This window comes from Burkholderia sp. S171 (assembly GCF_009766085.1).
Lineage (GTDB): Bacteria > Pseudomonadota > Gammaproteobacteria > Burkholderiales > Burkholderiaceae > Caballeronia.
Genome location: NZ_LMUF01000047.1, coordinates 295,410 through 308,765, shown reverse-complemented (window position 1 = coordinate 308,765; position 13,356 = coordinate 295,410). Strand labels below are relative to the sequence as shown.

The following is a 13,356-nucleotide window of genomic DNA, read 5'->3' as shown; positions in this document are numbered from 1 at the left end:
AGCGCTGCAATCAGCTAGCCGATTCCCGTGCAGCGGGTATAGAAGGTGCAACGAAGGCGCAATGGGCGATACCAAAATTGATATCAATGCTAGGGTTTTTTTATATTGGACGCATGCTGACGCCGGACGTAGACTTGCTTCCAACCCACCTGAGGGCAAAAATCAAAACGAGCGAGACCGGAGCGGGAGACACGAATTACATCAATGGGCGCCGAGTCAGCGGCGTCACAAGGGGCTGTCGCAACAATCCCCCCTACGCGCGTGAAGTGGTCGCGTGATATGCGCACGGCGACCGGGCGCAGGCCTACCAGGCCGTTCGGGCCGCCGCGAATGCGTTTTCCCAATGGCGTCCGGGTCTTCCGTGGATGATGAATTTGTACCGAAGACGGGTGCACGCTTGAGCGCGCGCGAGCCGGGGCTTGATGAGGCCGAGTTCCGTTCCATCATCGAGATCACCTATATGCGGGCCTGACACGGACAAGTCAAAATCAAACCGCGGTGCTTTAACAATACGATCGCCTGGCCGCGGCCAGAGCGGCACTCATTCATACAACGAAGGAGACATACCAATGAAACGTCTGTTCTTGAAAACCCTGATTGCGGTCATGGCGCTGCCAATGATCGGTATCGCGCACGCCGCCGACAGCAAGGGGCTGGTTGCTGTGTCCATGCCGACCAAGTCGTCAGCGCGCTGGATTGCCGATGGCAATAACATGGTCAAGGATCTGCAGGCGGATGGTTACACCACCGATCTCCAGTATGGCGACGATGACATTCCGAATCAGCTCGCGCAAATCGAGAACATGGTCACCAAGAAGCCGAAGGTGCTGGTGATCGCTGCAATCGATGGGACGACGCTGACCGACGTGCTCAAAAAGGCGCACGATGCCGGCATCAAGGTCATTGCGTACGATCGCCTGATCAAGGGCACGGCCGACGTCGATTACTACGCGACGTTTGATAACTACAAGGTCGGCGTGCTGCAGGCGCAGTCCATTGTTGACAAGCTCGGTCTGAAACAGGGTAAAGGCCCGTTCAATATTGAACTGTTCGGTGGTTCGCCCGACGACAACAACGCCTTCTTCTTCTATAACGGCGCAATGAGCGTGCTGGATCCGTACATCAAGAGCGGCAAGCTGGTGGTGCGCAGCAAGCAGTTTGGCATGAACAAGGTCGGTACGCTGCGCTGGGATGGCGCCGTCGCTCAGGCCCGTATGGACAATCTGCTGTCGGCTTACTATGGCAATGCCAAGCTCGACGCCGTGCTGAGCCCGTATGACGGTCTGAGCATTGGCATTCTGTCGTCGGTCAAGGGTGTGGGTTATTGCACCGCTCAGCAGCCGTGCCCGATCGTCAGCGGCCAGGACGCCGAGATTCCTTCGGTCAAGTCCATCCTGCACAACGAGCAGTACTCGACCGTGTTCAAGGACACGCGTCAGCTCGCCAAGGTGACGGTTGCGATGATCGACGCAATGGCTCAAGGCAAGCAGCCGGAGGTGACCGACACCAAGACCTACAACAACGGCGTGAAGGTTGTTCCGTCGTATCTGCTCAACCCGGTACTGGTGGATGGCTCCAACTGGAAGCCGATCCTGATTGACAGCGGCTACTACACGGAAGCGCAGGTCAAGTAAGGCGATATAGGAGTCAAGTCTGTCGCCGGAGACGCCACGCGCGCTCCGGCTAGCGGACCCTGCATAACATCACAAAATCAGGAGACGGCGTGGCGGACGAGACCATCCTGTCCATGCGCAGCATCACCAAGACGTTTCCGGGTGTCAAAGCACTCGATAACGTCAATCTGACGGTTAAAGCTGGAGAAATCCATGCGATCGTCGGTGAGAATGGCGCGGGCAAGTCCACTCTCATGAAGGTGCTGAGCGGTGTGTATCCGCACGGGTCCTACGAGGGGGAAATCCACTTCGAAGGGCAGGTGCAACGCTTCACGGACATCAGCGATAGCGAAGAGCGCGGCATCATCATCATTCATCAGGAATTGGCATTGGTGCCGACGCTCTCGGTCACCGAAAACATTTTCCTTGGTAATGAACTGGCGCAATGCGGCGTGATCGATTGGCATGCGGCGCATAAGCGCACGCGCGAATTGCTGCGGCGCGTCGGTCTGAACGAGTCGCCCGATGCGACCGTCGGAAAGCTCGGCGTCGGCAAGCAGCAATTGGTGGAAATTGCCAAGGCGCTATCAAAGCGCGTGAAGCTGCTGATCCTCGACGAACCCACTGCGAGTCTGAACGAGACCGATAGCGCCGCGCTGCTGAAACTGCTGCTGGAACTCCAGGCACAAGGTATTTCCTGCATCCTGATTTCGCACAAGCTCAACGAGATTACACAGGTCGCAGATCAGATTACCGTCATCCGCGACGGGAGCACGATCGAGACGCTCGACTGCGCCGCAAGCGAGATCAGCGAGGATCGCATTATTCGCGGCATGGTCGGCCGTGACATGGCACACCGTTATCCGCAGCGCGAGCCGCAGATCGGCGACGTGATCTTCGAAGTACGCGACTGGCACGTGTTCCACGAACATTATTCGGAGCGCGAGGTCATCAAGGGCATCGACCTGAACGTGCGCAAGGGCGAAGTGGTCGGCATCGCGGGACTGATGGGATCGGGCCGTACCGAACTGGCCATGAGTATCTTCGGGCGCTCGTATGGCCGGCGGATCAGCGGACAGGTGCTGATCGACGGCCAGACAGTGGATGTATCGACCATCGGCAAGGCTATCAAGCATGGCATTGCCTATGTGACCGAGGATCGCAAGGGGTATGGCCTGATTCTCGAGCAGGAAATCCGCAAAAACGTGTCGCTCGCCAACCTCGCCGAAGTGTCCGATCACGGTGTGATCGATGAACACGCCGAGGCAAAGGTGGCGCAGCAGTATCGCGAATCGTTGCGCATCCGCAGTTCGGGCATCCAGCAACGGGTGGTCAATCTCTCGGGCGGCAATCAGCAGAAGGTCGTGCTGAGCAAGTGGCTGTTTACAAAGCCGCGTCTGCTGATTCTCGATGAACCCACGCGAGGTATCGATGTCGGGGCCAAATACGAGATCTACACCATCATCGACGAGCTGGCGCGCAAGGGCGAAGGGATTCTGATGATTTCTTCCGAAATGTCGGAGCTGCTTGGGATGTGCGACCGCATTTACGTGATGAACGAAGGTCGGCTCGTGGTCGAGCTCGATCGAAACGAAGCGAGCCAAGAACGTATCATGCGCGCCATCGTGAACGCCGGTCATGCGTGACTTATCTACATCGAATCAAGGCCATTTCATGAAACTCGGCTTTCTCAAGAACAATCTGCGCGACTACGGCCTGCTGCTGTCGTTGGTCGTGATCATGGGGTTCTTCCAGTGGCAGACCGACGGCGTGCTGATGCAGCCGTTGAACATCACCAATCTCGTTTTGCAGAACAGCTACATCATTGTGATGGCGCTGGGCATGCTGCTCGTGATCGTGGCCGGCTATATCGATCTGTCGGTCGGATCGGTCAGCGGCTTTATCGGCGGGCTGGCCGCGGTGCTGATCGTGCAGTACTCGTGGCCCGTGGTGCCGACGATCATCGTGACGCTTCTGGTGGGGGCGTTGATTGGTGCAGCGCAGGGCTGGTTCGTGGCTTACGCGCGCATTCCGTCGTTTATCGTGACGCTGGCAGGGATGCTTATTTTCAAGGGGCTCGCACTGGCGCTGTTGCAAGGCCAATCGGTCGGGCCGTTCCCGCTGCGATTTCAACGGATCAGCACGGGCTTTCTGCCTGATCCGTTCGGCGGCACGGACTTCCGGGTGCTGTCCCTGATCGTGGGCATCATCCTGGCGCTGGGGCTGGTCGCGGCGGAGGTACGCAAGCGCCGCAAGGCACGGGCACACGATATGGACGTCGAACCAGTCGCGTTCTTCGTACTGAAAAACGTGTTGTTCGCGGGAGCGGTCACGTACTTGTGCTGGCTGCTTTCCACGTACAAGGGCTTGCCCGACGTGTTGATCCTGATGGCCGTTCTGATCCTGATTTACCAGTTTGTGACCAATCGCACGACGATCGGTCGCCGTATCTATGCGCTGGGCGGCAACGAGAAGGCGACGCGTCTGTCGGGCGTGAACACCGCGCGTCTGTCTTTCCTGACCTTTGTGAACATGGGAGTATTGGCGGCAGTGGCGGGTCTGATTTTCGCGGCACGCCTGAACACGGCAACGCCGAAGGCTGGCCTCGGCTTCGAGCTCGATGTGATCGCGGCCTGTTTCATCGGCGGAGCATCGGCCTCCGGGGGCGTGGGCAAGGTGGTGGGCGCGGTGATCGGCGCTTTCATCATGGGCGTGATGAACAACGGCATGTCGATCATGGGCATTGGCATTGATTACCAGCAAGTGATCAAGGGGATGGTCTTGTTGGCGGCGGTGTTTCTTGATGTCTACAACCGTAACCGCGCCTGACGGGACACGACAACTCTCCGAGAGCCTGTCACGAGCAACTCCGGGCGTATTCGATTTCTTGTGTGTGAAACGGGCGCGTAGTAAAGCCCGATGTCGAAGCGCTCGGAATGAAGCAAAACCAACTGAGTCATTGCGCTCGCTCAATCGCGGTGTGAGCCGGTCCATTTGGTCATCACGTGCCGTGCGAAGCCGACACTTTGCCCTGGAGTCCATGACGTCCGCAGTGGGGCCCTATATAAATCTCTGCATAGCGCTCCAACTCAGACCCCCGTTTATCCCAAGTCAATGGCGGGTCAAGGAGCCTCAACCCACCGGCGCGATCCGACAACCCCTTTTCGCTATACCAATTCTGGCATCGCAAACACCAAATAACTGATTGGACCGCCATGAACCCCGGCGGTACGCTTCATTTCGGTACGTCCTGAATCACTCGACCGCGCGAAAACAGATAAGCACGGCAGTACCGAACACAAACACAACAATCGGAGACAAACATGAGACATGCTCGACGCGCAGCCATCGGTGCGCTGCTTGGTTCTGCGCTTTTGCTGGGCGCAAGCCTGACCGCCCACGCGGATGACAGCAAGATCACCCTGGGTTTCTCACAGGTCGGCGCGGAAAGCGCCTGGCGCACGGCCAATACCGTTTCTGTCAAAAGCGCGGCTAAGGACGCCGGCATCAATCTGAAATTCTCCGATGCCCAGCAAAAGCAGGAAAACCAGATCAAGGCGATCCGCTCGTATATTGCGCAGAAAGTCGATGTGATCGCGTTCTCCCCGGTCGTTGAATCCGGTTGGGAGCCGGTACTGATCGAAGCGAAGAACGCCAAGATTCCGGTGATTCTCACTGACCGCAATATCGACGTTAAAGATACTTCGCTGTACGTGACCATGATCGGTTCGGACTTCCTCGAAGAAGGCCGCCGCGGCGGCAAATGGCTCGAAGAGCACTACAAGAACGACCCCGGTCCCATCAACATTGCAGAATTGCAGGGCACGGTCGGTTCAGCGCCCGCGAACGATCGCCGCGCCGGATTGCTGGAAGTGATCAAGAACGATCCGAAGTTCAAGGTCATCGCTTCGCAAAGCGGCGACTTCACGCTCGCCGGCGGCAAGCAGGTCATGGAAGCCTTCATCAAGACCTACGGCAAGCAAATCAACGTGGTCTACGCCCATAACGACGACATGGCGCTCGGGGCAATCCAGGCAATGGAAGAAGCCGGCGTGAAGCCCGGCCGTGACGTGACCGTGGTCTCGTTCGACGCCACCAAGGGCGGCTTCGAGGCGATGGTCGCAGGCAAGATCAACGTCGACGTGGAATGCAGCCCGTTGCTCGGTCCGCAACTCATGACGGCGGTCAAGGACGTGAAGGCGGGCAAATCCTTGCCCAAGCGCATCGTGACCGAGGAAACCATTTTCCCGATGAGCGTTGCCGCGCAAGTCCTGCCGCAGCGCAAGTACTAAGCTGCCGCAGTCACGGAGAAAACATCCGGCAAACGCGAGTCCGCCACGTAAGCAGTAAGCACTGCAACGGCGGACTCGCGGCGTACCTTCAACCTTCCTTTTCGGCCTTCGTTCATGACCGGCTCGCCCATTCTTGAAACCATTGGCATCTCCAAGTCGTTCCCGGGCGTCAAGGCGTTGCAGAACGTGGACTTCAGTTTATTTCCCGGCGAGATTCATACGCTGATGGGCCAGAACGGCGCCGGTAAATCGACCCTGATCAACGTACTCACCGGCGTCCATACACACGATGCCGGCGAGATACGGCTTGGCGGCGAAGTCGTCAATTTCGCCGCCCCGCTCCACGCGGAAGCGGCTGGAATCAGGACGCTTTATCAGGAAGTGAACCTGTGCCCGAATCTGTCCGTCGCTGAAAACGTGTTCGCCGGACGGCAGCCGAAACGGCACGGTGCTATCGACTGGAAGACCATTCATGCGCGGGCCGAAGCGGCGCTCGCTGATCTGAACGTATTCCTGGATGTGACCAAATCACTCGATACGTATCCGATCGCCGTGCAGCAAATGGTGGCCATCGCGCGCGCGGTCTCGGTGGATGCGCGCGTGCTGATACTCGATGAACCCACTTCAAGCCTTGACGATGGCGAAGTCGTGCGGCTCTTCGACGTGCTGCGCACGCTCAAGCAATCGGGCATGGCGATCCTGTTTGTCACCCACTTTCTCGAACAGACCTACGCGATATCGGACCGCATCACGGTGATGCGTAACGGCGAACGTGAAGGCGAATATCTCGCCCGCGACTTACCGGTGGAATTGCTCGTTTCGAAGATGGTGGGACATGAACGCATGACCGAGCGCCTGAAGCGCGCCGCCGACGAACCGCCCGCGCATAAAGCAGCCGTGCCGCCGTTCTTCGAAATGCGCGGCATAGGCAGACGCGGCGTGATGAATCCCGTTGATATCGACGTACAGCCCGGGCAAATCCTCGGGCTCGCTGGCCTGCTTGGTTCGGGCCGCACTGAGACCGCCCGGCTGCTGTTCGGCGCGGAGCGGGCGGACGCGGGCGCCATGTCTATCGACGGCAAGCCGGTAAAGCTTCGTTTTCCTCGCGATGCGGTGCGTCGCGGCATAGGGTATTGCCCGGAGGACAGGAAGAAGGAAGGCATCGTTGCGGATCTTTCCATACGCGAGAACATCATTCTCGCGCTGCAAGTGCAACGCGGCTGGTGGCGCGTCATACGCAAGGCGAAACAGCGCCAGATAGCGGACGACTACATCAAGCGGCTGGACATCAAGGCGCCCGATGCTGAACAGCCCATTGGGCTTCTGTCGGGCGGAAACCAGCAAAAGGTCTTGCTCGCGCGCTGGCTTGCGACGGAACCCAAGATGCTGATCCTCGATGAACCCACGCGCGGCATCGACGTCGCGGCGAAATTCGAAATCATGGATCGCGTGCTGGCGCTCTGTGCGAAAGGGCTCGCCATTGTCTTCATCTCGTCGGAGGTGAGCGAGGTCGTGCGCGTGAGCCATCGGATTGCAGTGCTGCGCGACCGGCGCAAGGTGGCGGAGGTCGAGGGACACGCGGCGTCGGAAGATCAGGTGTATCGACTCATTGCGGGAGGCAGCCGATGAACCGGATCAAGGCCGCATTGCAGCATCCTCTCGTATGGCCGGTGCTCACGCTGGTGTTGCTGATCATGCTCGACCTGAGCCAGAACGCGCACTTCCTCTCAATCACGGTACTCGAAGGCCACTGGTTCGGCGCGCCTATCGATATCCTCAATCGCGCCGCACCGCTCGTGCTCGTCTCGCTCGGCATGACGCTCGTGATTGCAACACGCGGCATTGATATTTCTGTCGGTGCGGTCGTTGCAATCGCCGGTGCGGCTGCCGCCAGTATTCTCGCCGACGATCCTTCGCGGGTCGGTGAAGCACTTGCCGCAGCACTCGCAGTCGGCGTGCTCGCCGGCATGTGGAATGGCGTGCTCGTGGCGTTCGTCGGCATGCAGCCGATCATCGCCACGCTGATCCTGATGGTGGCCGGCCGCGGCGTCGCGCAATTGCTCACGGGCGGCCAGATCATCCCTATCGGCGCATCGGGATACCTCATGGTTGGCGGTGGTTATCTGGCGCGCATTCCGTGTTCGGTCTGGGTCGCGGTCGGGGCAATCGCGGCGACTGCGCTGCTCATGAATCGCACCGCGCTCGGTATGTTCATCCGCGCAATCGGTATCAATCCGGTGGCCACGAAACTGGTCGGCTTGCGCTCGAGCGCAATCGTGTTCGGGGTCTATACCTTCTCCGGACTAACGGCGGCTATCGCAGGTATTCTGATCAGCTCCAATGTACGCAGCGCCGATGGCAACAATGCCGGATTGTTGCTCGAACTCGATGCGATCCTCGCGGTCACGCTCGGCGGTACGTCGCTGCTCGGCGGGAGGTTCAGCCTCGCGGGCACCGTGCTCGGTGCATTGATCATCCAGACGCTGACGTACACCACCTACTCCATTGGCGTGCCGCCTGAGGCCACGCTCGTCGTGAAGGCAGCGGTGGTGCTGGTAGTGAGCGTGATCCAGTCGGCCACGGCCCGCACCGTCATCATGCGGCAACTGAAACGCGCCTTCCCCTACGTCATGAAAAAGCCCCTTGCCGAGGCAGCAAAATGAGGAACCTTCTCGACCGCCTGGTCGATCCGCGCACGCTGCCGATCGTCGTCACCATCGTCTTGTTTATCGCGCTGTTCGGCTTCGGCTCCGTGATGTACACCGGATTTTTTTCGCTGCAGGTGCTGCTCGGCTTGCTCGTCGACAACGCCTTCCTGCTGATCGTCGCGATCGGCATGACGTTCGTGATCGTATCGGGCGGTATCGACCTGTCGGTGGGATCGGTCGTCGCGCTGACCACCATCCTCTGCGCCGTCTTCGCTGAACACCTGCATTGGCCGATATGGGTCATCGTGCCGCTCGTGCTTGCGTTAGGTGCGTTGTACGGCGCAGCGATGGGCGCGCTGATCCACTTCTTCAAACTGCAGCCGTTCATAGTCACGCTGGCAGGCATGTTCCTCGCGCGCGGCGCGTGTTTCCTGATCACCACGCAGTCGATCACGATCAACGATCCCGCCTTCCACGCGCTGTCGGGCTTTCACATCGATATTCACGGCGCGTCGCTCACGGCCGGCGGCCTGATCGCTATCGCGACGCTTCTGCTCGCCATCTTCGTCGCGCACTTCACGCGCTTCGGGCGCAACGTCTATGCGGTCGGCGGCAACGAACGTTCCGCGTTGCTGATGGGACTGCCCGTGGCGCGCACGAAGGTCGGCGTCTATGCGTTGAGCGGCTTCTGCTCCGCGCTGGGCGGCGTGGTGTTCACGCTGTACGTGCTCTCAGGATACGGCTTGCAGGGTCAGGGCATGGAACTCGATGCGATCGCCGCCACGGTCATCGGTGGAACCTTGCTCACGGGCGGCGTTGGTTACGTGATCGGGTCGGTGTTCGGCGTCGGCATTCTCGGCACCATCCAGACGCTCATCACGTTCGACGGCACGCTGAGTTCGTGGTGGACCCGCATCGTCATAGGCGCCCTTCTGTGCGCGTTCTGCCTGTTGCAGCGCGTGATCGAACGGCATGCGGCGCGTCGCAAATCGGACGGGACGGCATCGGGTGAACGAGCAGGGTCGAAGCTGAAGCGACGAGAAGCGCCACGGCAACACGATGCGGCGAACAAAGCCGATCCCGTTGCGCTCGGATCGCGGAGTTGATGCGATCCCCAAGAACACGCTCCTAAACAGTTCTCGAACGCACGGCGCGTTCGTGCAAATGAAGTCTTGAAATAGCAAACGAATAAGTAAACGGTAAGGAAAAATCGATGTCAGACGCAAAACGCCCGCTGCGCTCCGCCCAATGGTTCGGCACAGCCGACAAGAACGGTTTCATGTACCGAAGCTGGATGAAAAACCAGGGCATCCCCGATCACGAATTCCAAGGCAAGCCGATTATCGGCATTTGCAATACGTGGTCGGAACTCACGCCTTGCAACGCACATTTCAGGAAGCTCGCCGAGCATGTGAAGCGCGGCGTATTCGAAGCGGGCGGATTCCCGGTCGAATTCCCCGTGTTCTCAAATGGTGAATCGAACCTTCGCCCGACCGCCATGTTCACGCGCAATCTCGCCAGCATGGACGTGGAGGAATCGATCCGGGGCAATCCGGTCGATGCCGTCGTGCTGCTCGTTGGCTGCGATAAAACCACGCCCGCGTTGTTGATGGGCGCAGCGAGTTGCGACGTGCCGGCCATTGCGGTGAGCGGTGGTCCGATGCTCAACGGCAAACATCATGGCCGCGATATCGGCTCGGGCACGGTGGTCTGGCAGCTTAGCGAACAGGTAAAGGCCGGCAAGATCACGCTGCACGAATTCATGTCGGCGGAAGCGGGCATGTCGCGCTCGGCGGGCACGTGCAACACCATGGGCACGGCGTCCACCATGGCCTGCATGGCCGAGGCGCTCGGCGTTACGCTGCCGCACAATGCGGCAATTCCCGCTGTGGATTCCAGGCGTTACGTGCTCGCGCATATGTCGGGCATGCGCATTGTGGAGATGGCGCTGGAAGACGTCCGGCTCTCGAAACTCCTGACGAAAGAAGCCTTCGAAAATGCGATTCGCGTGAACGCGGCGATTGGTGGATCGACGAACGCAGCGATCCATTTAAAGGCTATCGCGGGGCGCATTGGTGTGAACCTTGAACTCGATGACTGGACGCGCATTGGCCGTGGCACACCTACGCTTGTGGACCTTCAACCATCGGGGCGCTTCCTGATGGAGGAGTTCTATTACGCGGGTGGTTTGCCTGGCGTGATCCGGCGCTTGGGTGAAGCAGGCTTGCTGCCCCATCCCGACGCGCTGACCGCGAACGGCCACTCCCTTTGGGAGAACTCGAAAGAAGCGCCTATCTATGACGAAGAAGTCATCCGTCCGCTCGACAAGCCCCTCGTCCCTGATGGCGGCCTGTGCATCGTGCGCGGCAATCTCGCGCCCAATGGCGCGGTGGTCAAACCGTCGGCGGCGACGGCGGCATTGCTCAAGCATCGTGGCCGAGCAGTCGTATTTGAAAACTTCGATGACTACAAGGCCCGCATCGGAGACCCCGAACTGGACGTGACGGCCGACTCGGTTCTCGTGCTGAAGAATTGCGGACCGAAGGGTTATCCGGGCATGGCGGAAGTCGGCAACATGGGCTTGCCGCCCAAGCTGCTGGCGCAAGGCGTAACCGACATGGTGCGGATTTCGGACGCACGCATGAGCGGCACGGCGTATGGCACCGTGGTGCTGCATGTGGCGCCCGAAGCGCGTGCCGGCGGTCCGCTGGCGGTCGTGCAGGAAGGCGACTGGATCGAGCTGGATTGCCTTGCTGGGAAGTTGCATCTTGATGTGAGCGATGCGGAACTCGCCTCCCGTCTCAGCAATTGGGCCGAAGTGCAAACCGTTGCGATTGCGGACACGAGCGGGTATAGAAAGCTTTATGTCGATCATGTCCTGCAAGCCGACCAAGGCTGCGACTTCGACTTTCTCGTAGGATGTCGAGGCGCCGATGTGCCGCGGCATTCGCATTAATCCGGCGCGCTGCAGGTGCCACTGTGGCGCACCACATGAACAAAGCTTTCTTTAAGGTCCAACCATGACAGAGCAAGTTGCGATAGGCATTGCCGGCGTCGGCAAGATCGCTCGCGATCAGCATTTACCTGCTATCGCCGGACATTCCGGGTTCAAGCTCGTTGCAGGAGCGAGCCGGAATGCGCGGATCGATGGGGTCCACAATTATCAGAATGTCGAGGACATGCTGGCCGCAGAGCCGCTTTTGCAAGCGGTCTCGTTGTGCGCGCCGCCGCAAGTCCGTTTCTCCCAGGCGCGTGCTGCGCTTGAAGCCGGTAAGCACGTGATGCTGGAGAAACCGCCGGGTGCGAGCGTGACCGAAGTGACCGTGCTCGCCGCGCTAGCGCAGCAGAATCAATGCACCTTGTTTGCGTCGTGGCATTCCCGTCATGCGCCCGGCGTTGAAATTGCGCGTGCGTGGTTGGCCGGGAAAGCGATCACGGCGGTGAATGTCCTGTGGAAAGAGGATGTGCGCCGCTGGCATCCGGGTCAGGACTGGATCTGGCAACCGGGTGGGCTGGGTGTATTCGACCCGGGTATCAACGCGCTATCGATCATCACGCGTATCTTGCCGCATGCGTTTTTCCTGAAGTCGGCGGAGTTGTTTGTGCCGGCGAACCGGCACAATCCGATAGCCGCAAACCTTGATTTCAGCGATGCGCTTGGCACGCCGATCCGGGCGGAATTCGACTGGCGCTTTGGTCCGGAAGAATTGTGGCAGATTGAAGTAACCACCCGCGACGGTGTCTTGCATCTGGCTCAGGGCGGGAAGTTTTTGAAGATCGATGGCGAGGTAAAGGACGTTGGACCGGAGAGGGAATATCCGAGCCTTTATGATCGATTCTTCGAGTTGATCTCGACAGGGGCGAGCGATGTTGACGTGAGCCCGCTGCAGCATGTCGCCGATGCGATGTTGCTCGGCGGCAGGCATGAGGTTGAGAAGTTCGAGGATTAGGGTTTCGTTCGCACTCGGGCGGAGGCTTTCGTTCGCACTCGGGCGGAGGCTTTCGTTCGCACTCGGGGTTGGGAGGGGGGGTTGCGCTCAGTGGTCAGGGTCTATTCCAGGGTGCCTGGGCTGGGGGCAGCGGTCGGGGTCAATGCCCGGTTGCTGCTTTCGGCCTCAGCAGTCTGCGAGAGTCGGATTTTCTCTTTATCACTGTTAGCCACTGTGCGTGGCGGCACGTCATTTCCAAAGCGACAAAGAAACGAAGCAAAGAAAACGCTTTAACCGCTCTACCCTAAGTGTCCACAGCGTGCAGTTTTAATTCATAGGTGCCCCAAAAGCACGGTGCTCGCCAGAGCGACGGATGGTTGAAACCCTCCTTCTCCGTACACAGGTTCTGACACGCTTCGCCACCAGTGACTGAACCCGCCCAAGATTCATCCCGCGCTATCCGCGGATAACCCACCAAATTGGTATGCGTGAAGAACCTCGTCGCCAACCCTCCTCGGAACAAGGCCCCAAAATGCGTGACGCTTTACCCGCAAAAAGACCGTCCCAACCGAGCAATTCACCCACGGAGAACCACGGCGTTAAAGAGGCATGATGCCATGCGGGTTCCTAAACAACTCGCGCTTGCCTGAGAGCGCTAGTGGCGAAACATGTTGGAACCGCGGCGTTAAATAGGTGTGATGCCGTGCGGGTTCCGCTGCGACTTATGCTTGCCCGAGAGCACGGGTGGCGAAGCGTGTTAGAACCGTGGCGTTAAATAGGCGTGAGGCCGTGCGGGTTCCCGGGCGACTTGTGCTTGCCCGAGAGCACTGGTGGCGAAGCGTGTCTATGTCGGAATTCGCGAGAAGGAGGGGTT

9 protein-coding genes are annotated in these 13,356 nt (G+C 59.4%); all 9 read left to right on the top strand.

The genetic code is table 11. From position 1 onward, the window contains the following. Positions 1–569 precede the first annotated feature (569 nt). The 9 genes from chvE to GSQ93_RS26620 all read left to right on the top strand — a co-directional run bounded on the left by chvE (position 570) and on the right by GSQ93_RS26620 (position 12,503). A complete protein-coding gene (gene chvE / locus GSQ93_RS26660) occupies positions 570–1,634 on the top strand; it encodes a multiple monosaccharide ABC transporter substrate-binding protein (protein WP_158938619.1) in 1,065 nt (354 codons plus the stop codon). 113 nt (positions 1,635–1,747) lie between these two features. Next, the gene (gene mmsA / locus GSQ93_RS26655) at positions 1,748–3,259 is read left to right on the top strand and encodes a multiple monosaccharide ABC transporter ATP-binding protein (protein ID WP_158938789.1); all 1,512 of its coding nucleotides are present in this window, start codon (positions 1,748–1,750) and stop codon (positions 3,257–3,259) included. Beyond that, positions 3,252–4,442, top strand: coding sequence for a multiple monosaccharide ABC transporter permease (mmsB, locus tag GSQ93_RS26650; RefSeq protein WP_216857677.1), 1,191 nt, complete (start codon positions 3,252–3,254; stop codon positions 4,440–4,442). The genes mmsA and mmsB overlap by 8 nt, the downstream gene beginning before the upstream one ends. A gap of 494 nt (positions 4,443–4,936) precedes the next feature. Further along, entirely contained in the window at positions 4,937–5,905 is a 969-nt protein-coding gene (locus tag GSQ93_RS26645) for an ABC transporter substrate-binding protein (protein WP_158938618.1), read from the top strand. 114 nt (positions 5,906–6,019) lie between these two features. Continuing rightward, positions 6,020–7,534, top strand: coding sequence for a sugar ABC transporter ATP-binding protein (locus GSQ93_RS26640; RefSeq protein WP_158938617.1), 1,515 nt, complete (start codon positions 6,020–6,022; stop codon positions 7,532–7,534). Further along, a complete protein-coding gene (locus GSQ93_RS26635; protein ID WP_158938616.1) occupies positions 7,531–8,568 on the top strand; it encodes an ABC transporter permease in 1,038 nt (345 codons plus the stop codon). The genes GSQ93_RS26640 and GSQ93_RS26635 overlap by 4 nt, the downstream gene beginning before the upstream one ends. Then, entirely contained in the window at positions 8,565–9,659 is a 1,095-nt protein-coding gene (gene yjfF / locus GSQ93_RS26630; protein WP_158938615.1) for a galactofuranose ABC transporter, permease protein YjfF, read from the top strand. Before GSQ93_RS26635 ends, yjfF begins: the two co-directional genes overlap by 4 nt. Positions 9,660–9,766: 107 nt before the next feature. Further along, a complete protein-coding gene (locus GSQ93_RS26625; protein WP_158938614.1) occupies positions 9,767–11,509 on the top strand; it encodes an IlvD/Edd family dehydratase in 1,743 nt (580 codons plus the stop codon). A 64-nt stretch (positions 11,510–11,573) separates the two neighbouring features. Next, on the top strand, positions 11,574–12,503 hold the full coding sequence (locus GSQ93_RS26620) for a Gfo/Idh/MocA family protein (RefSeq protein ID WP_158938613.1): 930 nt from the start codon (positions 11,574–11,576) through the stop codon (positions 12,501–12,503). Positions 12,504–13,356 lie beyond the last annotated feature (853 nt).

Bases quoted from the DNA above. Each gene is read 5' to 3' on its own strand.
- chvE (WP_158938619.1), top strand. From the start codon at position 570: ATGAAACGTCTGTTCTTGAAAACCCTGATTGCGGTCATGGCGCTGCCA.
- mmsA (WP_158938789.1), top strand. From the start codon at position 1,748: ATGCGCAGCATCACCAAGACGTTTCCGGGTGTCAAAGCACTCGATAAC.
- mmsB (WP_216857677.1), top strand. From the start codon at position 3,252: ATGCGTGACTTATCTACATCGAATCAAGGCCATTTCATGAAACTCGGC.
- GSQ93_RS26645 (WP_158938618.1), top strand. From the start codon at position 4,937: ATGAGACATGCTCGACGCGCAGCCATCGGTGCGCTGCTTGGTTCTGCG.
- GSQ93_RS26640 (WP_158938617.1), top strand. From the start codon at position 6,020: ATGACCGGCTCGCCCATTCTTGAAACCATTGGCATCTCCAAGTCGTTC.
- GSQ93_RS26635 (WP_158938616.1), top strand. From the start codon at position 7,531: ATGAACCGGATCAAGGCCGCATTGCAGCATCCTCTCGTATGGCCGGTG.
- yjfF (WP_158938615.1), top strand. From the start codon at position 8,565: ATGAGGAACCTTCTCGACCGCCTGGTCGATCCGCGCACGCTGCCGATC.
- GSQ93_RS26625 (WP_158938614.1), top strand. From the start codon at position 9,767: ATGTCAGACGCAAAACGCCCGCTGCGCTCCGCCCAATGGTTCGGCACA.
- GSQ93_RS26620 (WP_158938613.1), top strand. From the start codon at position 11,574: ATGACAGAGCAAGTTGCGATAGGCATTGCCGGCGTCGGCAAGATCGCT.